Source organism: Marinobacter vulgaris (assembly GCF_003344045.1).
In the GTDB taxonomy this organism is placed as follows: Bacteria; Pseudomonadota; Gammaproteobacteria; order Pseudomonadales; family Oleiphilaceae; genus Marinobacter; species Marinobacter vulgaris.
On the sequence record NZ_QFWX01000006.1, the window covers coordinates 122,935 to 144,924 of the forward strand.

General features: G+C 58.3%; 18 protein-coding genes. 11 read left to right on the forward strand and 7 right to left on the reverse strand.

Annotated elements, in window-relative coordinates; genetic code table 11:
- The first annotated feature begins 171 nt into the window (after positions 1–171).
- Complete coding sequence (locus tag DIT71_RS13985; protein ID WP_114613841.1) at positions 172–1,287, forward strand: ADP-ribosylglycohydrolase family protein; 1,116 nt, start codon at positions 172–174, stop codon at positions 1,285–1,287.
- On the opposite strand, the gene ovoA is transcribed toward DIT71_RS13985, so the two are convergent.
- The gene (gene ovoA / locus DIT71_RS13990) at positions 1,262–3,427 is read right to left on the reverse strand and encodes a 5-histidylcysteine sulfoxide synthase (protein WP_114613842.1); all 2,166 of its coding nucleotides are present in this window, start codon (positions 3,425–3,427) and stop codon (positions 1,262–1,264) included. The genes DIT71_RS13985 and ovoA overlap by 26 nt on opposite strands.
- 208 nt (positions 3,428–3,635) lie before the next feature.
- Here ovoA and DIT71_RS13995 point away from each other — a divergent pair, with 208 nt between their 5' ends.
- The 5 genes from DIT71_RS13995 to DIT71_RS14015 all read left to right on the forward strand — a co-directional run bounded on the left by DIT71_RS13995 (position 3,636) and on the right by DIT71_RS14015 (position 9,287).
- Positions 3,636–5,192, forward strand: coding sequence for a BCCT family transporter (locus tag DIT71_RS13995; protein ID WP_114613843.1), 1,557 nt, complete (start codon positions 3,636–3,638; stop codon positions 5,190–5,192).
- Between the two features lie 53 nt (positions 5,193–5,245).
- Positions 5,246–6,034, forward strand: coding sequence for an SDR family oxidoreductase (locus DIT71_RS14000; protein ID WP_114613844.1), 789 nt, complete (start codon positions 5,246–5,248; stop codon positions 6,032–6,034).
- Complete coding sequence (locus tag DIT71_RS14005; protein ID WP_199491021.1) at positions 6,034–7,041, forward strand: Acg family FMN-binding oxidoreductase; 1,008 nt, start codon at positions 6,034–6,036, stop codon at positions 7,039–7,041. Before DIT71_RS14000 ends, DIT71_RS14005 begins: the two co-directional genes overlap by 1 nt.
- Positions 7,042–7,114: 73 nt before the next feature.
- Positions 7,115–7,558: a thioredoxin TrxC gene (gene trxC / locus DIT71_RS14010; RefSeq protein ID WP_114613845.1), complete on the forward strand. Its 444-nt coding sequence runs from the start codon at positions 7,115–7,117 to the stop codon at positions 7,556–7,558.
- 13 nt (positions 7,559–7,571) lie between these two features.
- A complete protein-coding gene (locus tag DIT71_RS14015; RefSeq protein WP_114613846.1) occupies positions 7,572–9,287 on the forward strand; it encodes a BamA/TamA family outer membrane protein in 1,716 nt (571 codons plus the stop codon).
- A 41-nt stretch (positions 9,288–9,328) separates the two neighbouring features.
- Here DIT71_RS14015 and DIT71_RS14020 read toward each other — a convergent pair whose 3' ends face one another.
- Complete coding sequence (locus DIT71_RS14020; RefSeq protein WP_114613847.1) at positions 9,329–9,472, reverse strand: DUF3096 domain-containing protein; 144 nt, start codon at positions 9,470–9,472, stop codon at positions 9,329–9,331.
- Positions 9,473–9,493: 21 nt separating this feature from the next.
- A complete protein-coding gene (locus DIT71_RS14025; RefSeq protein WP_114613848.1) occupies positions 9,494–9,697 on the reverse strand; it encodes a DUF3185 family protein in 204 nt (67 codons plus the stop codon).
- Between the two features lie 123 nt (positions 9,698–9,820).
- On the opposite strand from DIT71_RS14025, the gene DIT71_RS14030 reads away from it, so the two are divergent.
- The 3 genes from DIT71_RS14030 (at position 9,821) to efpL (ending at position 11,626) form a co-directional block, all read left to right on the forward strand.
- The gene (locus tag DIT71_RS14030; protein WP_114613849.1) at positions 9,821–10,204 is read left to right on the forward strand and encodes a DUF2750 domain-containing protein; all 384 of its coding nucleotides are present in this window, start codon (positions 9,821–9,823) and stop codon (positions 10,202–10,204) included.
- A 100-nt stretch (positions 10,205–10,304) separates the two neighbouring features.
- On the forward strand, positions 10,305–11,003 hold the full coding sequence (locus tag DIT71_RS14035; protein WP_199491022.1) for a crotonase/enoyl-CoA hydratase family protein: 699 nt from the start codon (positions 10,305–10,307) through the stop codon (positions 11,001–11,003).
- 56 nt (positions 11,004–11,059) lie between these two features.
- Positions 11,060–11,626, forward strand: coding sequence for an elongation factor P-like protein EfpL (gene efpL, locus DIT71_RS14040; protein ID WP_114613851.1), 567 nt, complete (start codon positions 11,060–11,062; stop codon positions 11,624–11,626).
- Positions 11,627–11,651: 25 nt separating this feature from the next.
- On the opposite strand, the gene DIT71_RS14045 is transcribed toward efpL, so the two are convergent.
- The 4 genes from DIT71_RS14045 to DIT71_RS14060 are packed head-to-tail and all read right to left on the reverse strand — an operon-like array spanning position 11,652 to position 14,502.
- Complete coding sequence (locus DIT71_RS14045) at positions 11,652–12,605, reverse strand: 5-oxoprolinase subunit C family protein (RefSeq protein WP_199491023.1); 954 nt, start codon at positions 12,603–12,605, stop codon at positions 11,652–11,654.
- Positions 12,598–13,275: a 5-oxoprolinase subunit PxpB gene (gene pxpB / locus DIT71_RS14050; RefSeq protein WP_114613852.1), complete on the reverse strand. Its 678-nt coding sequence runs from the start codon at positions 13,273–13,275 to the stop codon at positions 12,598–12,600. Before pxpB ends, DIT71_RS14045 begins: the two co-directional genes overlap by 8 nt.
- Complete coding sequence (locus tag DIT71_RS14055) at positions 13,272–14,027, reverse strand: 5-oxoprolinase subunit PxpA (protein ID WP_114614078.1); 756 nt, start codon at positions 14,025–14,027, stop codon at positions 13,272–13,274. The genes pxpB and DIT71_RS14055 overlap by 4 nt, the downstream gene beginning before the upstream one ends.
- A 22-nt stretch (positions 14,028–14,049) precedes the next feature.
- A complete protein-coding gene (locus DIT71_RS14060; protein ID WP_114613853.1) occupies positions 14,050–14,502 on the reverse strand; it encodes an Lrp/AsnC ligand binding domain-containing protein in 453 nt (150 codons plus the stop codon).
- Between the two features lie 158 nt (positions 14,503–14,660).
- Between DIT71_RS14060 and DIT71_RS14065 the strand changes: the two genes are divergently transcribed.
- Together DIT71_RS14065 and putA are read left to right on the forward strand one after the other, a co-directional pair.
- Complete coding sequence (locus DIT71_RS14065) at positions 14,661–18,173, forward strand: NAD-glutamate dehydrogenase (protein WP_114613854.1); 3,513 nt, start codon at positions 14,661–14,663, stop codon at positions 18,171–18,173.
- Positions 18,174–18,352: 179 nt separating this feature from the next.
- A complete protein-coding gene (gene putA, locus DIT71_RS14070; RefSeq protein ID WP_114613855.1) occupies positions 18,353–21,982 on the forward strand; it encodes a bifunctional proline dehydrogenase/L-glutamate gamma-semialdehyde dehydrogenase PutA in 3,630 nt (1,209 codons plus the stop codon).
- The last annotated feature ends 8 nt before the right edge of the window (positions 21,983–21,990 follow it).

A 21,990-nucleotide genomic window follows, 5' to 3' on the forward strand; every position in this document is an offset into this window, starting at 1 on the left:
GGTATCTCTTGGCGTTTGGTGTCTTGAGACAGTTAGGACTTACGAGCAATCCGGCGAATGGTTCTCAGCGGTGATGTTTTCTACGGTGCGCTTCGTAAATAGACGGTGGGGCGAGGTTTTTAATGCAGCCTGCAATGTCGAATGCTCAGGCTTTATCAGGAGATTTAGTCCGTGAACAATGATTCTGCTTATTCACAACGTGTTGCCAGTGCACTAAAGACTCAGTTTGTCGCCGATGCCCTGGCAATGCCGGTGCACTGGTATTACAACCCGATGGACATTGAGAAAGCCTTCCCTGGTGGTATTCAACGGTTTGAGGCTGCTCCGGATTTTCACCCTTCCTCAATCATGTCCCTGCATTCGACCAGCAGTGGTGGCCGTCGTCAGGGCCGGAAAGCGCCCGATGAGTCGTCCTCGGCGATTGTAGGCGATGTCATTCTGAAGGGCCGGGCTAAGTACTGGGATGTCCCCAGCGTTCATTATCACCAGGGTATGGGGCCCGGCGAGAATACGCTGAATGCGCATTGCACCCGTGTTCTCATGCGTGCGCTGGCTGGTGCGGCAGGGGAATATGATCGAAAGGTGTATCTTTCAGACTATATCGGTTTCATGACCGCCGATCCCCCCGCGCACCCGGATACCTACGCCGAATCTTATCATCGAGGGTTTTTTGCCAACTTTCAGAAGGGGTTGGCTCCAGAAAAATGCGCGATGGTAACCCACGATACGCCGTCGGTTGGCGGACTTGTGACGGTGGCATCTCTGGTGTTCTCACAACGGCTCCGGGGTGCCGGAGTGTCCGAGATACAGGCCCTGTGCCGTGAGCATGTGGCGTTGACACATCCGGACGAGTCGTTGATGGCGGTCTGTAACCGCTACGTACGGCTGCTTTGTGGCCTGATGGAGGGTCCTGGCGAAGAGGGCGCAAAGTCACTTCTGGTAGAAGCCGGTAAAGGTTCGGATGGTCTTGATGTTGCTGGTCTGGTGAGCCGCAACCTGCCTGACCTGCAGGTGGTGGGCCGACTGTATTCGTCGGCCTGCTATATCTCGGATTCCTGGCCGGTGGTCCTGTATCTGGCCTACAAATATCACAAGGACCCCTGGCTTGCGCTTCGCGTGAACACCAATCTGGGTGGCGATAATGTTCATAGGGGCATGGTGCTTGGTGCATTGATGGGGTTATTGCATGCAGAGGTAGCCACCAGCTGGTTCGACCAACTGGTGGCTCATCAGGCGATCGGCCGGGAGATTGACGCACTGATCAGCGCGGCAGTCGCTCCCAGATAGTCACCTCAGAAAGGGTGTGCTGGAATTTGTGCTGTGTCTCGCGCATCACGAAGGGCACTTTCCTGGGTTCACCTACGAGCCGGAAGTAGCTGCCAAGATGAGCTTTCAGTCCATCCAGAGTAGTGTGGTTTTCGCCGTCTTTCTTGAAACCGCCGATCCACTCTTCCTTCGGCGTGTGTTCCTCCAGCCATGTATAGGGTGAGGCAATGACCAGAATTCCGCCATCGTTGATGCGTTCGTGGATGCTGTCCAGGAACCGTCCTGGCCGATACAGCCGGTCAATCAGGTTGGCTGCCAATACCAGGTCGTAACCACTGAACTGAGGTTTGAGATTGCAGGCGTCGCCCTGATGGAAGGAAACCTTGTCAGCGAAACTTTCCAGTCCCAGTTCTTTCAGGGTGCGGGTGTGGTAGCTGACAAGTTCTCCTTCTTCGGCAAGCGCGTAGCGGATAGAGCCCTGCTCGGCCATCTCGACGCCCAGGCGAATGAAGTTGGCGGAAAAATCGACTCCCTCCACCTGATCAAAGGTCCTGGCCAGTTCGAAGCTCGATCGGCCACAGGCACTGCCAAGGTCCAGGGCCTTGCGAGTCGTTTTGCCCTTCATGGATTGAAGTGCCATGTCTGCCAGCGCCTTGGGGAAGTTTTCCACGCCGAACCAGGCATCACCGAAGTGGAATTCTGCGTACTCGGTCAGTAACCGGTCGCTTTCATAATAGGCGTTGGGCTGGGCAACCGCGGCATCTGACGCGATATAGCGGAAGCCTGCATGCTGGAAAAAGTGCGGTCTGAATGCGTACCGTGCTGCCAACCGTGCTTCGTTGCCGCAGGAAATCCAGGAGCCGCCTTTGATGAGATTGTGCTGGCCGTCGAAAGTGGGTGTGGTGAAGTCGTCGTAAAGGGGATGCACCTTGAAGCCATCAAAGGGATAGGTCGGTGTCTCCACCCACTGCCAGACGTTGCCGACGACATCAAACCAGTCACGATGTCTGAAACGAGTTACAGGGCACGAGGATGCACCGTGGTCCAGGTGCAGATTTGCATTCGCCGGACTGGCTCCAACTTCCTCAACGCCCGCTACCGAACAGAGCCGATACCACTCGTCTTCTGTGGGCAGGCGGACCGGTTGGCCAGTCTGCTGGCGTTTCCACTCACAAAAAGCCTTGGCTTCATGGTAGTTCACCTCTACCGGCCAGTCCCAGGGCATTTCCACTTCTTCGGTCATCAGGCGAAGGTGCCAACCGTCATTGTGCCAGCGCCAGAAAGTGGGGTACTTGGCTCCGGCAAACCGGCGCCATGAGGCTCCCTCGTCGCTCCAGTAGGTATCCCGTTCGTAGCCGCCGGCCTCAACGAACTCCAGGAACTCCTGGTTGCTCACCAGATACTGGCTGGCACTGAATTCGTCAACACTCGCCTCGTGTTGCCCATACTCGTTATCCCATCCGTAGTAGGCGTCGTCAAAAGCTTTGCCGAGGTGAACCGTGCCCGCAGGAACCGTAATCAGCGCGTTCTCCGGCGCTTCACCAGTCTCACCAACGGGAGCCCATTCCGGCCGCGGCTGAACTCTGGCCAGATCGTGCTGGCGAATGAGAACGGAGGATGTTTCCAGGTGAATGCGCTCATGCTCGACGCCCATAACGATCGGCCACCAAGGGCTTTCCCAGTTAATGGGCAGATTCAGCGGCAGGGATTCGATCAGCTCGAGTACGCTGGCACGTACCTTGGCGCGGTAATCCATCACAGCAGAAACACTGGGCCACTCGTAGTGGTCGTCGTTAAGGTCGTCCCAGCTCATTTCGTCCACGCCGACGGCAAAAACAGACTCCATGTGTGGGTCAATACGCTCGGGCAGAAGCTTCGCAAGCACAAGCTTATTGATGAAGAACGTCGCGGTATGCCCGAGGTAAAAAATGAGCGGGTGTCTTAACGGAATGGATTTTTGGAAATAACCCGCATCATCGGCAAGGCAGTCGAAGAGCCGTGTATAAGTATCAAAAGTGTTCGTGAAATAATGGGCAATTTCCTCGCGCTTTTTCTCTGGAGCGCCCTCGACGAGGTTGGGGGTCCTGAGCAGCACTGGTCGCCAGTGCAACGATTCGGAGTGGTTGGCAGGCGATGGTTTCTCCTGAACTGGCAATGTCATGGTCGAACACGTCCTTTTTTGTGTTAGCTCACAAGCCAATACGGACCACCCATGTCTCGTGGTTCAATAATTGTTGACGAATTAAGACAACAACAGCGGTTTTCGCTTTGATGCATTCTCACAGCCCAACCGTAATTGAGTGCTGCGAAGTGCATGATTCTCACGTTTCCTGTAGCCTGCGCGGCTTTTTCCCCGAGAGACAGATCCTATGACCGCAAAATCTACGTCCGCGCCGCGGCCAAAATCAGGCGCTCTGGCTGACAGCGATCCGGTGGTGCTGGTACTCACCATCGGCTTTATTTTGCTGTTTGTTGGCGCTTCGATCGTAAACAGCGAGTATGTTAGCGACCTTATCGGCCGCGGCTTTGCATGGACCGCCACCTACCTGGGGTCTTTTTTCCAGCTTCTGCTGTTACTGACGTTTTTCATTGCGATCGGCACCGCCCTCAGTCGCGCGGGGTCGGCACGAATTGGCGGTCTTGATCGCCCGGAGATTGGCCGCTTCCGCTGGCTGTCGATGATTATGTGCACGTTGCTGGCGGGTGGCGGAGTGTTCTTTGCCGCTGGCGAGCCGGTGTATCATTTTGTGGTAACGCCGCCTGCGTTTGACACCGAAGCGGGCACGGCAGAGGCCGTAGCGCCTGCCATGGCCCAGTCTTTCACCCACTGGGGGTTTCTTGCCTGGGCGGTACTGGGGTCTCTGACGGCACTGGTGTTGACCCGGGCCCATTATGGCCAGGGCAAGCCTCTTCAGCCGCGAACACTGTTGTATCCGGTGTTTGGTGAAAAGGTGATTCAGGGCCGCCTCGGCGGTGTGATCGATGCCTTCTGTGTGATTGCGGTGGTCGCAGGCACCGTTGGCCCGATCGGATTTCTGGCAACCCAGATGAGTTTTGGTTTGCACGAACTGTTTGGGGTACCTGACGGCTATGGCACGCAACTGACAGTATTGGTGATTCTCGCCGGTGTTTACATGACATCTGCCATGACCGGGCTGCATAAAGGCATTCAGCTGCTCAGCCGCTTTAATGTGCTGCTGGCGCTGGCGATTGCCGCCGTGATTTTCATCTTCGGCCCTACGCTTTTCCTGGCCAACACCTACACCCAAGCCATGGGTGAGTACGTAAGTTCCTTCTTCGCCATGGCGACCATGACGGCAGACACCGCGCCGGCATGGTGGATGAAGTGGTGGACGGTGTTTTTCTTTGCCTGGTTTATTGGCTACACACCCCTGATGGCGGTCTTCGTCTCACGGATTTCCCGTGGGCGAACGGTACGGGAGATGATCCTGGCGGTGGCCCTGCTGGCCCCGATTGCCACCACCATCTGGTTCACCTTGCTTGGTGGTTCCGGCATTTATCACCAGTTGGCGGGTACATTTGACCTCACCGAAGCCCTGAACAATTTCCGCTTTGATGTGGCCACGCTGACGGTGGCCCAGGCGTTGCCCGGCAGTACCTGGATGGCGGCGGCAATTCTGCTGCTTACCACCATTTTCGTGGCCACCACCGGCGACTCCATGAGCTATGCCATTGCCATGGTCGGCGCCGGTCATGATGAGCCAAGCCCCTGGATTCGCGTGTTCTGGGGCGGTGCCATGGCGCTGATGGCGGCCATTCTTCTGTACATGGGCGCCGGGCAGATCGGGGTTTTGCAGCAGTTTATCGTGCTGACGGCGATTCCCGTGTCGCTGATTATTCTACCGTCGCTCTGGACAGGGCCCCAGGCGGCCATGGCGATGGCAAGGGAACAGGGGCTGGTGTAGTCTTTTTGTCAGACTGTTGCCAACACAACCTGACCCTAAAGGATATACCCGTTATGCCCACACAAACCGTTTGGATCACGGGCGCCTCCTCCGGCATCGGTGAGGCCCTTGCTGTTCGATTTGCGCAGGACAGTGCCCGGGTGGTTCTGTCCGCCCGGCGAGAAAGCGAGCTGCAGCGGGTTGCCACCCGTTGCCGTGAAGCAGGCCTTGCGGCCAATGAAGTGCTGGTGCTGCCTCTGGATGTGACAGACTGGGACTCCCTGCCCGCCGCGGTCCAGACCGTGCTTGATACTTTCGGCAGCATTGATCTGCTGGTGAACAACGCCGGTGTGTCCCAGCGCTCATTATGCAAGGACACGGATATGGCGGTGTACCAGAAACTGATGGATGTGGATGTGATGGGCCAGATCGCACTGACCAAGGCGGTATTGCCCCACATGCTGGAAAAGGGTGCCGGGCATCTTGCGGTGACCTCCAGTGTGGCTGGCAAGGTTGGTGCGCCGATGCGAACCGGATACTGCGCGGCCAAACACGCGGTGATGGGATTTTTTGACGCCCTGCGCGCAGAGGTGGAAGGGCAGGGTGTGAAGGTTTCCACAATCACCCCGGGCTTTATTCGCACGGACATCTCCCGCAATGCCCTCGCCGGAGACGGGGCTGCCTATGGAGAAGAAGACGAGGATATTGCCGGCGGCATGGATGTAAACGAATGCGCCGACGTTATCTTCAAGGGCCTGCAGGCGCAAAAGCGCGAGATTCCGGTGGGCAAGGGCAAGGAAATGGCCGCGCTCTGGATCAAGCGGATTTCGCCGGAGGCTCTGTTCCGGATAGCCAGGGCGTGATGAGCTACTCTGACTGCGCAGACAGAACCCGGCGTCACCTGGCGCTGGATAACGGAGCGCATGATTACACGGCGCTCGTTCACTACGCGACGCTGGCCGCGTCCAGCCATAATACCCAGCCCTGGTTATTCAAACCGGAGAAAAACCGGATCCGGATTCTTCCGGATTTTCGACGGCGTTGTCCGGCAGTGGATCCCGACGACCATCACCTGTATGCGAGCCTTGGCTGTGCCGCCGAGAATCTGTTGCTGGCAGCGGAAGCCGCGGGGCTAAAAGGTCGCTGTTCCTTCGACGCCGCCACTGCCGGGGTGCAGATTGACTTTGAGGAAACGACCCCTTTTCGGTCGCACTTGTTTGGAGCTATTCCCGACCGGCAGTGTAGCCGTGTTGAATACGATGGCACGCAACTCTCTGGGCAAGAGTTGCAGCAGCTGGAAGACGCCGGGCGGGGTGACGGCGTCTCCATCATGCTGTTCACCGGTGACGACCATAAGAAGCAGATAGCCCAGTACGTCGCTGAAGGTAATTCCGCCCAGTTTCGCGATGCTGCGTGGGCCCGGGAGCTCAAGTCCTGGATCCGTTTTAGCGGGCAGGAGGCAGTTGCCAGCGGTGACGGTCTTTATGGGCCGGTCATGGGCAGCCCCGAGGTGCCCCGCTGGCTTGGTTTGTTGGCGATGCGCTTCGGATTCTCTGCAAAAAAACAGAACCAGAAAGATGACCGGCACATCCGCAGCTCATCTGCCATTGCAGTCCTGGTATCGGATGTCGACGACAGGTCCCACTGGATCGAGGCCGGCCGGTGCTATGAGCGACTTGCCTTGCAGGCAACGTCGTTGGGGCTGAAGACGGCCTTTATCAATCAGCCGGTTGAGGTGGCTTCACTGCGTGCGGAATTTGCCCGTTTCCTGGGCGTCGGGAATCGAAGGCCGGATCTTGTTGTGAGGATTGGTCGCGGGCCTGAAACGCCACGATCCTTGCGGCGGCCCGTGGCGGAAGTGATTGAATAAGGGGTACTGGCGTTCCCGACAATCCATGTTAGGCTCCTGAAATATCAGTTAATAGATGAAAAGAGGCTGACCAATGACATCCGATATCCGACACCTGGTGTGTCCACACTGCCACAAAGTAAACCGGGTGCCCGCCGATAAACTGGCTTCCGGTGGTAATTGTGGCGCCTGTAAACAGCCGTTGTGGCCGGATCAGGTTCTGGAACTGACCGACCAGAGCTTCGCTGCCCATACCGGGCGAAGTGACGTCCCGGTACTGGTGGATTTCTGGGCGAGCTGGTGTGGGCCCTGCAAAGCGATGGCGCCCCAGTTCGAGCAGGCAGCGAAGGAATGGCGGGGAAAAGTCCGTTTCGCGAAGCTGAATACCGAGCAGGCCCAGGCACCAGCAGGCCAGTTGGGTATTCGCAGCATTCCCACCCTGATCCTGTTTCAGAACGGCCGGGAAGTGGCCCGCCAGAGTGGTGCCATGAATCAGGCGCAGATCAGCCAGTGGCTGCAGTCTCAAGGCATTCGATAACCCGGGAGCGATCATGACCCGTGCAGTAAAGGGATCAGGGTACGCCTTCCTGCTTTCGGGACTGACGCTTTCCGGCCCGGCAGCGGGGATCGAGCCAGACCCTGGCCGCTGCATTGCCAGCGAGGTGCAGCCAGAGTCAATTGATCTTGACCAGCCCCGGGACCAGCTCGCCCGCCAGGGCGATCTGGTGATCCCGGAAGGGGCCCGCATCGGCCAGATTCGCATCGTTCGCCGGCCCATCTTTGATGTCAGTGATCCTGACCAGGACAATTTCCTCTACCGCACCCTGAACACGCTCAATACCCCGACGTGGAAGTCTGCCCTACGCGCCCAGCTGGTGTTTAACGAAGGGGATATTTACGAGCCGGGTCTGCTTTCTGAATCCGAACGCGTGCTTCGTCAACGGGAGTATCTGACCGCCGCCTGGGTTGGCGTGACCCGTGTCTGCGGGGATGAGGTAGAGGTGAGCGTACTGGCGCGGGACACCTGGACATTGTTTCCCTCTGTCGGCGGCTCCCGCTCCGGTGGCGAGAATACCACCAACACCGGGCTTTCCGATCCGAACTTTCTCGGTTCCGGCAAAAGCCTGGGGATTTCCTATACACGGGACCCCGACCGCACCGAGACCAGCCTGGATTTTGATGACCCCAACGTTCTTGGTTCCCACTGGCAGACCGGGTTTTCTTTCGATGAACGCAGCGATGGTCGCGGCCGCAGCGCCTACCTGGAGCGCCCTTTCTTCAGCGAGCGTGCACAATGGCGCTTTGGGCTCAGTGGTGTGGACGACGTGCGGGAAGAATCCCGGTTTGTGGCTGCCGAAGCCATCGCGGATTATCGTCGAAGCCAGGAATTTGCGAGCATTGATGCGGGATGGCGGCTGGCAGAGCGTAATGACCGCCAGCTTCGGCTGCTTGCCGGCTTCCGTTACGACGCTCTGGAGTTTGAGCGCCTGCCGGACGAACCGGCCCTCGACCTGCTGCCGGACGACCGGACTCTGAGCTATCCCTGGATCGGTTTCGACTATCGCGAGAATCGCTTCCGGGAGATGACAAACCTTACCCGTCTGCAGCGGGTTGAGGACGTGCGGGATGGGTTTGTATGGCGCACGGAACTGGGTTACTCCTCTCCGGGCCTGGGGGCCACCGAAGACCGCGTTGTGTTGAACATGGATTTCGAGGATGCGCTTGTTGCCACCGAAACCAATTATGCCCGCTACGGGCTCAGCCAGAGTGGAACCTACCGACTGGATGAAGATCGTGTCGAGAATCTGCAGGGCACGCTCAGCCTGGAATACTTTTACGGTGGATCCGTGCGCTGGAACAGCTGGTATACCAATCTTTCCCTCACCGCAGCGCACAACCTGACCGTGGACCAGCAGCTACTGATCGGTGGTGAAAATGGCCTGCGCGGTTATCCCAGTGATTACCAGCAGGGTGACCGGCGAGCGCTGTGGACACTCGAGCGCCGATACTTCCCGGATTGGCACCCGTTCAAGTTGTTTCGCCTCGGAGGGGTGGTGTTTACTGACGTGGGGCGGGCCTGGTTCGAAGACGGTCGCAACAGTGGCCCGGATGACGGGGTACTGAAGGACGTGGGCTTTGGCTTGCGGCTGGCGTCCAGCCGCATTGAGGTCCAACGGATGGCCCATCTGGATTTTGCATTCCCGCTGGATGGTGATGACAGCATTGATCGGTTACAGGTACTGTTGCGGGGAAGGTCGAGTTTCTAGTAAATGACACCCCGCAGACAATAACCGGGAGTTCTTTTCCTTCAGAAAGAATGGCCCAGCAATCCCAGAACGCCGAGAACGATCAGGTAACCTGCCACGATGTAGTTGAGCAGCTTTGGAAATACCAGGATGGCAATGCCGGCGCCGAGACTGATCAGGGGAGCGAGTTCAAGATGAAGCGTCATAAGGCTGATCTCCCGTAATGATTATTTTCTGACGAATGCCAGAAATCCGCCGGCAACCACCGCTGCGGCGCCCCCAATCAGGTACCACATGGTTTCATCCGTAAAGCGGCCGGTAAGTGTTTCGGTGATCTGGTCCCCGACTGACTGTGTGGATTGATAGCCGAAGAAAAGCAGGGCAACGCCTACGACGAGCAGAACGAGACCAAGGAGTTTCGTGCTTGCCATTCCAATTTCCTTATAGTGTGCTTGTGGAACCATAATCCAGGACCCACGTGAGCCCTGAACATGAAAGTGTAGCAGGTGAGCGGGGCAAGCAATCTTAACGCAGCGTAACTGTTGGTGAAAACTATGAATAATGATGAGCTGAACCAGATCCTGGAGCTCAACGGTGAGGATCGGTATGACTACTTCCTGAGCCTGGTTGGTGAGGAGCGGGAGATCTGGATTCTGGTGAATGCGGAGAACCGTTTCCTGAAAATTGAATCCGGAGACGGCGATATCGCCCACCTGCCGGTCTGGCCCAGCTCGGCCTTTGCGGCCGAATACGCAAAGGGCTCTGATGACCTCTCACCGAAGAGCATTTCCCTGCCCGATTTTTTCAAAAAATGGGTCCCTGGCCTGACTAGAGACGGTCTGGAGGTGGGTGTATTTCCGGGCCGGGATGACACCCTGTGGATTACCGGTCCTGAAGAATTAAAGCGCGACCTTCAGGACGAGCTGGCGAGCCTCTGAAACCGGCAGCCAAATAGCGAGTACCGGAGGGTGGCGGGTTCCGGCAGAAGCTGGCAAAGTTCACCACCTTGAAAGACAACTTCAGCAAGAGGATATGCCGGTGACGGACCTTGTAAATTACCAGTTGGAAGATGGCGTTGCCACAATCACGATCAGTAACGGCAAGGCAAATGCCCTTAGCCATGAGGTGTTTGAAGCGCTGAATCAGGCCTTTGATCGCGCCGAAGAAGACAAGGCCGTGGTCATTCTGACCGGGCAGCCCGGGATTCTTTCCGGAGGCTACGACCTGAAGGAAATGCAGAAGGGGCCAAAGGAAGCGTCTGCCCTGGTCACGGTGGGGTCAAGGTTCACGCGTCGCCTCGCCGCCTTTCCGCTGCCGGTGATCGGTGCCTGCAGTGGTCACGCCATTGCCAAGGGCGCGTTTGTTCTGCTCTCGGTGGATTACCGCATCGGCATCGAGGGTGACTTCAAGCTGGGCCTGAACGAGGTAGCCATTGGCATGACCATGCACCATGCCGGTATCGAGATTGCGCGGCACCGCCTGTCGCCGGCTCACTTCTATCGGGCCGTGGTCAATGCGGAAATCTTCACACCGGAGGGTGCGGTACAGGCCGGCTTCCTGGATGAGGTGGTTGCGCCTGATCAGCTTATCAAGCGGGCGCATGAGCTGGCCCAGCAATTGCGGAAGCTGAACATGAAAGCCCATCAGCAAACCAAGCGTAAGGCCAAGGCCGGGTATCTCGAACTTCTGGATGATTGCATCCTGAAGGACGCCGAGAATCTTGGCCTTACGGGGTAACAACCCGGCGCCTGATCAAGCGTCTATGTCTCACTTTTATTGCGGAACCAGAAGCAATGCCAAAAGCAGGTGAAATCAAGAAGAACTCGGCAGTTGAGTACGAGGGCGGCGTTTACTTCGTCAAGGACATCGAGCGGTCGGTGCCTCAGGGCCGGGCCGGTGGCAGTCTTTATCGCATGCGCCTTTATGATGTCGTGACCGGTTACAAGATGGACCAGACCTTTAAAGATTCCGACATGCTGAATCTGGCGGATCTGGTTCGCAGGCCGGCGGTGTTTTCCTATTCCGATGGCGATGAGTATGTCTTCATGGATAGCGAGGATTACACCCAGTACAGCCTGAATGCTGAGGCGATTGCCGAAGAGCTGCTGTTTATCAACGAAGACACCCAGGGCCTGATGGTCGTTCTTGTAAGCGATGCGCCGGTCGCTCTGGATCTGCCACCGACAGTGGACCTGCTGATAGAGGAAACAGACCCCTCGGTGAAGGGCGGTTCTGCCACTGCCCGGACCAAACCTGCCAGACTCACCACGGGGCTGGTTGTCCAGGTGCCCGAGCACATTTCCACTGGCGATCGCATCAGGGTCAATGTGGAAGAGCGCCGGTTCCTGGGGCGCGCCTGAGCGGGACTCGCCCCAGGCCGGTTACTCAGCAGGCACTGGCAGCTGCGTGCTCTTGCAGAAATCGCCGGTGCTGCCGCAGCGTGCTGTCGATGCCGGCGGCCCGGAATCTCACGGCCTGGCCCGGCATGCACTGGGCCAGGCGGCTGGCAGCCATGGGTGTGAGGTTGCCCAGGCGGGGATAACCGCCAATGGTCTGTCGGTCATTCAGCAGTGCGATAGGCTGACCGTCTGGTGGCACCTGAACCGCACCCAGGGAAATCCCTTCCGATATCAGCGAACCAATGCTGCATTGCAGTGCGGGGCCGGTGAGCCGGACCCCCATGCGATCGGCGCGCTGGTCCACTCGCCATTCGGCATTGAATGCATCAAACAGGCTCCTGCCGGTGAATGCTGCTATCTGGGCTCCGGGGAGCAGGTCCAGTATGGCCATCTGGCGGTAATCATGACGCTCTGACTCCGGTGCAGCCCGTTGGGCTGGCGGGGTCCCGGCCCGGTTCACGGTCAGTGTGTCACCCTCGCGCAGGCTGTTTCCCTGGCCGTCAAATCCCCCGAGCTGTTCCCGCACTACGCAGGCGGAGCTGCCCAGAACGGTATCGCCACGGAAACCGCCCGACACAGCGAGGTAGGCGCGCAAGCCGTTGGCCGGTGTGCCGAAGGTAAGGGTGTCACCGGCTGCGACGGCCAGAGTCCGCCACCGGGGCGCGGGTTGCCGGTTGTGTTTGATACCCAGGTCGGCGCCGGTCAGGGCAATGGTCAAATCTCCCTCGGCGACCAGTTCCAATCCGCCGAAGGTGATTTCCAGCACCCCTGTACCCCAGGCATTGCCGGTCAGGCTGTTGGCCCAGGCCCAGGCGTGCAGGTCCGCCGGCCCACCCTGGGTTACGCCCAGGTGCCGGACCCCGAAACGCCCTGAGTCCTGGAGCAGGGCGAGGGGGCCGGCGCGGGATACACGGAAGCCGCTCAGAGTGCGCTCAATCACAGGCCCGCTCCATCGGCACGAAGCTAACCCGATCACCTACTCGAAGCAGGCTGAACCCGTCGCGGTTGCGATCGAACAGGCGCACTGGGGTGTGGCCGATCAAATTCCAGCCGCCGGGTGTGGCCATCGGGTAGGCGGCGGTCTGCTGCCCGGCAATGGCCACGCTGCCAGCGGGCACTTTCTGGCGCGGTGTGTCCAGGCGGGGACAGATCAATGCCTGGTCCAGTAATCCCATGAAGGCGAACCCCGGGGCAAAACCCAGGGCGAACACCCGATATTCCCGGCTGCTATGGGCTTCAATCACTGATTCGACCGACAGCCCAGACAGCTCGGCGACCCGCTGCAGGTCGGGGCCGGTTTGCTGATCATACCGGGTGGGCAGTTCGTGAAGTCTGCCGTCGGCACCGGCTTCCGCAGGTTTGAGGCACGCCAGTATGTCGACGAGCTGCTGCCTGGCCTCGCAGGGTGTCATGCGAAGCGGATCAAAAACCACCAACAGCGTGGTGTAGGAGGGCACCAGGTCTACCAGTGCGTCGCCGAAGGCCGCCTCGCAATCCTCGCCAAGGGCGGTCAGCCACAGCAGGTTGTTTTCTTCAATGGTGTTGAACAATCTCACCATCCAGCCATCGAGGCCGGCCCGTTCCAGGCAGGGCAGCCGCGGAGAGTTCATGCCCGACCGTAAAGGGTATTGAGCATTTGCCGGATGGCGCGCACGGACGCTATTGATTCCTCATTATCGCCGTGCACACACAGGGTGTCGGCAGTCAGGAGCAGGTCGCTGCCATCAATCGTGGTTAACGGCTGACCGCTGGCAATGCGCCGGGCCTGTTCAATGATCGTCCCGTGATCACGATGGACGGCGCCCGGATTTGCCCGCGACACAAGCAGTCCGCCATGGTCATAGGCGCGGTCGGCGAAGGCCTCGAACCACAGGTTGATGCCATGCTCAAGTGCCAGTGCCCGAATGGAAGACGTGTCGCGGGTTGCCAGGGTCATCAATGGCAGTTCGGGGTCGAGTGCCAGGATGGCCCGGGCAACAGCACTGAAAACTGCCGGATCGCTGGCCATGTCGTTGTACAAGGCACCGTGGGGCTTCACATAGCGGACCTCAGTGCCTTCCGCCCGGCAAATTGCCGTCAGGGCGCCAACCTGGTAGAGCACCAGATTTTCAATTTCTGCCGGCGAACAGGCCATGGGGCGACGACCGAACCCGACGAGGTCCGGGTAGGCCGGATGCGCGCCGACCCCGACCGAATGTTCCGCCGCCATGCGGACCGTGCGCCGCATGACATCCGGATCGGATGCGTGAAAACCGCAGGCGATGTTGGCCAGATCCACGTGAGGCATCACCTCGTGATCCAGCCCCATTACCCAGGGGCCGAAACTCTCCCCCATGTCGGCGTTCAGCAGTAAGGGTTTCATTACGTTCTCTCTGTTACGCGTGTCAAATTCCAGCATCCTTGACGTTTTCCATCACCACAAATGTACTGGTTTGCAATACGTGGGGCAGGGCGGATATCTGCTCTCCCAGCACCTGCCGGTACTCGGCCATGTTCCGTGTACGCACTTTGAGCAAGTAATCAAAGTTGCCGGCGATCATGTGGCATTGCTCCACTGCCGAGATCTGTTTTGCCGCGTTGTTGAAGGCTGCAAGGGCGTTGCTGCTGGTGTCGTTAAGGGTGACCTGCGCGAATGCAATGTGGCTTTGCCCCAGTTTGGATTGGTTGACCAGTGCGGTATAGCCGGTGATGTAACCCTGTTCTTCAAGGCGCCGCATGCGAACCTGGCAGGGCGTTTTGGACAGTCCCACCCGGGAGGCGAGCTCCGTCACGGTAATCCGTGCGTGCTTCTGCAGCTCGCGGATGATGGAGTGATCGATTCTGTCCAGTTCGACCATAACGTGTTTTCCCGGCTTGATTTAAGGCTGTTTATGGAGACGAATATAATCAAAATACCTGCATTTTAAAACGATATGGGCAAAGAGCCTTCGGGGAGTTGTCTATACTGGGGGTGTCCAGTCATACATACGCCATTTGATAGCCCCGGAGATTTCAGATGTCCCAGCCCGATTCGCGACAAAAACAAACCCTGCTGGAACAACTCTCAGATGCCCTTGAAGGCGAAGATTACGACCCTGACGACTCGCGAAACCTGCGGGAAATTGTTGCCACCATGCTGGAGGAGTCACGGTCCTGGGATGATGCGCTGCTACGGCAGTTGGTCGAGGTCCTGGGAGAGGGCCCGGGGAAAGGCTTTGCCGGCATGTTCAGCGGCGGTTTTCCGTCAAGCTACCGATCGAAATTTTCGATCGAGGAGGCTGTTGAAGACATTCAGCAGATCCAGTCCATTGCCGTGACTTCCGACGTTCCCATGCGATTCTATCAGCCCGCTGAACAGGGCGCACAGGAGTTGAGTTTCAAGCTTTACAGTCAGGGTAAGTCGGTCATCCTTTCCGATGTGATTCCGATCCTGGAGAACCTTGGCATGCGGGTACTGGGTGAGCACCCGTATCGCATTCAGCGGCGGGACGGAGAGCAGTTTGGTGTCAGTGATTTCACCGTGCAGTTCCATTCCCGTTGCCGTGATGCCGATATTGAAAAGGCCAAGCCCCTGCTGCAAGAGGGTTTTCGTGAAATATGGAATGGCTTTGCGGAAAACGATGACTTCAATCAGTTAATGATGGCAGCGAGCCTGGGATGGCGGGAAGTCAGCGTATTGCGGGCCTATTCCCGCTACATCAAACAACTGCGTTTCGGGTTCAGCCAGCCATTTATTGCCGACACCCTGGCCCGTCACCTGGATATTACCTCACTGCTGATTGCCCTGTTCAACGCCAGGTTCAACCCGGACGCCATTCTGGCGGAGCGCCGGGAGTCAGAGGCTGAGCGCGTTGAGAATGGCATTCTCGACGCCCTCGATGACGTGAAAAGTCTTGATGACGACCGGATTCTCAGGCGTTTTTATGTCCTTATCAAGGCGACCCTGCGGACCAATTATTTCCAGCATCAGGATACCGGCGAGTTCAAGGGTTATCTCTCGCTGAAGCTGGACCCATCTTCTATCCCGGATATTCCCAAACCCTGCCCGCATTTCGAGGTGTTTGTATGCTCACCGAGGGTTGAAGGGGTCCACCTCAGGGCAGGCCCGGTGGCCCGGGGTGGGTTGCGCTGGTCAGACCGCAAAGAGGACTATCGGACAGAGGTTCTGGGGCTGGTCAAGGCGCAACAGGTGAAGAACTCGGTCATTGTGCCGGTAGGTGCCAAGGGTGGCTTTATTGTCAAGCACCCGCCGGAAGACGGTTCCCGGGAGGCGTTGAGGGAGGAAGGCATCACCTGCTACCAGACGTTCATCCGTGGATTGCTTGATCTGACCGACAACCTCAATGAGGGCGAGGTTGTGCCGCCACCCGAGGTGGTCCGCCACGATGGCGACGACACCTACCTGGTTGTGGCTGCCGACAAGGGTACCGCTACCTTTTCTGACATCGCCAACCGGCTGGCCCATGAGTACGGCTTCTGGCTCGGGGATGCGTTCGCATCCGGGGGCAGTGAGGGCTATGACCACAAGAAGATGGGGATTACCGCCCGGGGAGCCTGGGAATCGGTCAAGCGCCACTTCCTGGAGAAGGGTATCGATACCCAGAGCGAAGCATTCACCGTGGTTGGCATCGGCGACATGGGCGGCGATGTGTTCGGCAATGGCATGCTGTTGTCGGACCGGATTCGACTGATTGGCGCGTTTAACCACCTTCATATCTTTGTGGACCCGGCACCGGAGCCGGTCGCATCGTTTGCGGAGCGCAAACGGCTGTTCGAGTTGCCGGTATCGAGCTGGGCGGACTATAACGAGCAACTGATCAGTGAAGGAGGCGGAGTCTTCTCCCGTGCTGCAAAGTGGATTCCCCTGTCCCCGCAGATGCAGGCCTGCCTGGATGTGAGGGTGGATCGCCTGCCGCCCAACGAGTTGATCAGGGCGCTGCTGAAGGCGCCTGTCGACATGCTCTGGAACGGCGGGATTGGTACCTATGTGAAATCGGCGAGTGAATCTCACGAGGACGTTGGTGACAAATCCAATGATGCCGTCAGAGTCGACAGCCATCAGCTACGTTGCCGGGTGCTTGGTGAAGGCGGAAACCTGGGCTTCACCCAGCTTGGCCGCATTGATTTTGCCCGGGCCGGCGGGGCCGCCAACACTGACTTTATCGATAATGCCGGCGGCGTGGATTGCTCCGACCACGAAGTGAACATCAAGATCCTGCTTAATGAGCAGGTGCGCCGGGGACAGATGACCCTTGACCAGCGTAATGAGATGCTCAGGGCAATGACGGGCGAGGTGGCGGAGCTGGTGCTGAGCAACAATTATCGCCAGGCGATGGCGTTAAGCCTTGCCCAAAGCGGCTCGGTTGCCACCATGGATGAGCACGAGCGCCTTATGAGGCGGCTGGAGGCAGAGGGCAGGCTCGACCGGTCTCTGGAGTTCCTGCCCGATGACGAGGAACTCACGGAGCGGCGCCAACGCGGTTCGGGCTTCACTCGTCCCGAGCTTTCGGTGCTGATTTCCTACGCCAAGATTGAACTCAAACAGGTGTTGCTCACAACGCCCATTGTTCACGATCATCGCTTTGCCCGGGCGCTGTATTCAGCGTTTCCGGCCTCGCTGCTGGAGCACTTTCCGGCGGCAATCGATGGGCATCCACTGCGTGCGGAGATTGTTGCCACCCAGATTGCCAACGACATCGTCAATCGAATGGGTATCAGCTGGGCGGATAAAATCCGTAATGCCACCGGCGCTGACTGCGGCCGGATTGCCGCGGCTTACCTGATCTCCCTGCAGATCCATGACGTAGAGACTCAGTGGAAGGCGACAGAAGGATTGGATGGCAGGATTGGTCCCGACGTCCAGGCGGAATTGTTCGGTGACATCATACGCCTCGTGACGCGAAGCACCAGCTGGCTGCTGCACGCCCGTCTTGGCGACCTGGATCCACGATCCTGCGTTGCGCATTACCAGGGACCCCTGACCGACGTATTGGCTTCGACCGAGAGCCTGGAAGCAGTGATTCCTGCAAGTCGGTGGAAGGAACGCTATGATAGGTACTGTAAGCAGACAGTTCCGCAGGGCCTGGCGGCATACTGCGCATCCGCTGAAAGCCGGTACTGGCTGATGGATATCATCGAGATTGGCCGCCAGCTTGAGCAGGATCTGGAGGCGGTGGCCCGGGTGTACTTCAGTCTCGGGGAAGGTCTTAACCTGACCTGGCTGGATCGCCAGATGCTTGACTTCAAGGCCCGTGGCCACTGGCAGGTGATGGCAACGCTTCATTACCGTGATGAGCTGGATCATCAGTTGAGGAACCTGACGTGGAGTGTGTTTACCGTGGCGCCTGAGGGAGAGGGCGACAAGGTATCGCCGGAGGATCTGCTGGAAGTCTGGCGTCACGAAAAGCAGGCGCCTCTGACACGCTGGCACCGGATGCTGGACGACATGCAAGCGGCGAACGAGGTGGACTGCGCGGTCTTCTCGGTGGCCCACAGCATGCTACGGGAGCTGGCGGCGAAGGCGGAATGATCTGTTGATTCAGTGATTCTGCCTGAACAGGGATTGTATGACAGGAAGAAACTAAAAATTGGCTTGTCAAAAAAGCCTTTAAGGTACGCCTGTCTGGTTTTTACAGTCAAATAGTCTTTGTCGTTCTCGGTAAAATGCGGGGAGTGACCAAAAAGATACATAAATATGAGGGTACAACTATGAGACCGCAGCAATCAGTGACGCCTGAACTCGTCGATAGCAGGCAGGCCGTTCGCAATTACTATCTGGCCGATGAATACACCGTCATCAGTGAAATGATTGCTGGCGCTCAGTTGACCCAGGAAGAGAGAAAAGCAATTTCCGCCCGCGCAGCGGAGCTGGTTCGTAGTGTCCGCAAAAACGCCAAGTCCACGATCATGGAGAAGTTCCTGGCGGAGTACGGGCTGACCACGAAAGAGGGTGTCGCCCTGATGTGTCTGGCCGAAGCCATGTTGCGGGTCCCGGACAGCGTGACCATCAACGATCTGATCGAGGACAAGATTACCTCCGGCAGCTGGGGCGATCACGTTGGCAAGGCCTCGTCATCGTTGATCAACACCGCAACCATCGCCCTGCTGATGACCAGCAACCTGCTGACGGAATCCGAGCGCCAGAGCGTGGGCGAAACCCTCCGCAGGCTTCTAAAGCGTATGGGCGAGCCGGTGATCCGTATGGTGGCCGGTCAGGCCATGAAAGAAATGGGGCGGCAGTTCGTGCTCGGGCGTGACATCAAGGAAGCCCAGAAGGCCGGTGAAGACTACATGAAAAAGGGCTACACCTACTCCTATGACATGCTGGGGGAGGCTGCCCGCACCGATCACGATGCCCAGGGTTATTACAATTCCTACTCCAACGCCATCGATAGCATCGCCAAACATTGCCAGGGCGACGTTCGCAAGAATCCGGGCATTTCGGTCAAGCTCTCCGCTCTGCTGGCCCGGTATGAGTACGGCAACAAAGAGCGGGTGATGAGTGAGCTGCTGCCCAGAGCCAGGCGGCTGGTCAAAAAAGCGGCTGCCGCCAACATGGGCTTCAATATTGATGCCGAAGAGCAGGACCGGCTGGACCTCTCGATGGACGTCATCGAGGAGCTGTTGAGCGACCCTGAACTGGCTGGCTGGAACGGCTTCGGCGTGGTTGTGCAGGCCTATGGCAAGCGCGCGTCATTCCTGCTGGACTGGCTGTACGGGCTCGCTGAAAAATACGACCGTCGCATCATGGTGCGGCTGGTCAAGGGCGCCTACTGGGACGCTGAGATCAAGCGTGCCCAGGTGATGGGCCTGGACGGGTTTCCGGTGTTTACCCGCAAGGCCTGTAGCGATGTGTCCTTCCTGTCCTGTTCCACCAAGCTGCTGAACATGACGGACCGCATCTACCCGCAGTTCGCGACCCACAACGCGCATTCGGTGTCAGCCATTCTCGAGCTGGCCAGGGTTCGTGGGGAAGCCAATTACGAATTTCAGCGCCTGCACGGCATGGGTGAATCCCTGCACAACCAGGTAATGAAAGAAAGTGGCGTACCCTGCCGCATCTATGCGCCGGTCGGCGCCCACCGCGAACTGCTGGCGTATCTGGTGCGCCGTCTGCTGGAGAATGGTGCCAACAGTTCGTTCGTGAACCAGATCGTGGATACCAGCATTACGCCGGAACAGATCGCCAAGGATCCGATCGACTCGGTCAAGGAAATGGGTAGCAACATTTCCAGCGATGCAATTGTGCATCCGTACAAGATCTTTGGTGAGAATCGCCGCAATTCCAAAGGCTGGGATCTCACTGATCCGGTGACCATCGAGGCTATTGAAAAGGGCCGTGGTGCCTTCAAGGAACACCACTGGAAAGGCGGGCCGCTGATCGCAGGCAACGTGGCGGGCACAGAAGTTCAGGTGGTTCGCAACCCGGCCAACCCGGATGATCTGGTGGGCCATGTTACCCAGGCCAACGAAGCTGATATCGACACGGCCATTTCCGCGGCCCAGGAAGGTTTCAAATCCTGGTCTGCCACCTCGGCAGAGGACCGCGCTGCCTGCCTGCGCAAGGTGGCGGACCTCTATGAAGAAAACACCTACGAGCTGTTCGCGTTGACCGGCAGGGAGGCGGGTAAATCCCTGTCGGACGCGGTTGCCGAGATCCGTGAGGCTGTGGACTTTGCCCACTTCTACGCCAACGAAGGTGTTCGCTACAAAGACAGCGGCGAAGCCCGTGGGCCGGTTGTGTGTATTTCGCCCTGGAACTTCCCGCTGGCGATTTTTACCGGCCAGATTCTGGCAAACCTGGTGGCGGGCAACGTGGTACTGGCCAAGCCTGCCGAGCAGACGTCCCTGCTGGCCACCCGGGCCGTAGAGCTGATGCACGAGGCGGGTATTCCCAGGGATGCGATCCAGCTTCTGCCAGGGACAGGCGCCACTGTGGGTGCGGGCCTGACCTCGGACTCCCGCGTAGCCGGTGTCTGTTTTACCGGTTCCACCAACACTGCCAAGGTCATCGACAAGGCCATGGCAGAAAACATGGAACCGGATGCCGTCATGGTGGCAGAGACCGGCGGCCTCAACGCCATGATCGTGGATTCCACCGCTCTTCCGGAGCAGGTGGTTCGCGATGTGCTGGCCTCCGCTTTCCAGAGTGCCGGCCAGCGCTGTTCGGCGCTGCGAATGATGTACATCCAGAAAGATATTGCCGATAGCCTGCTGGAAATGCTGTATGGCGCCATGGAAGAGCTTGGCATTGGTGACCCCTGGCTGTTGTCTACGGACGTGGGCCCGGTCATTGATGACCCGTCTGCCAAGAAAATCATCGATCACTGCAAGAAATTCGAGAGCAAAGACCTGCTTCTGAAGAAACTGTCAGTGCCCCACAAGGGCAACTTTGTGTCTCCGGCAGTGCTCAAGGTCAATGGCATTGAGGATCTGGAGGAAGAGATCTTCGGCCCGGTGCTTCATGTGGCAACCTTTGATGCCAAAGACATCGATAAGGTAGTGGATGACATCAATGCCAAGGGCTACGGTCTGACCTTTGGTATTCACAGCCGGGTAGATCGGCGGGTTGATCGCATAGCCAGCCGCATCAAGGTGGGTAACACCTACGTCAACCGGAACCAGATCGGTGCAATCGTGGGCTCGCAGCCATTTGGTGGCGAAGGCCTCTCTGGCACCGGCCCGAAAGCCGGTGGTCCCCAGTATGTGCGCCGGTTCATGAAGGGTGAGACAGTCCAGCGCCCGACGGAGTCCATTGACGAGAAAGTGGATGCGAGGAAGCTGGAGAGCCTGATCGGCAAGCTTGGCAAGATGGACACCCAGCAGCCAGAAGCGCGAATCGAGATCATGAAACAACTCTTTGATTCGGTTCCACAGCCACTGGATGCCCACGCCGAGGAAATGCCCGGGCCAACCGGGGAGAGCAACATTCTGAGCAACCACGCCCGTGGCACCGTGCTGTGTCTCGGCCCGGATAAGGAAACCGCCATCGAACAGATGACGATGGCTCTGGCTCAGGGTAATAAAGCGGTGGTGATTGCACCGGGTATCACTCACACCGTGGAGCGTGCCGCCAAGGCCGGCCTGCCAGTTGTCGGCATGGAAGGCCGCCTGGAGCCGGATGCCGTGGAAACGGTCAATGGCTTCGAGGCGATCGTGAGCTGTGCAAAGCCGTCACTGCTGAAGCCGTATCGTCGGGCACTGATGAAGCGTGACGGTGCGCTGTTGCCGCTGATTACCGAGCACAACCTGGATCAGCGATACGTGATTGAGCGCCACCTGTGTGTGGATACCACCGCAGCCGGCGGTAACGCCAGCCTGATTGCAGCCTCCGAGTAACCGTTGGT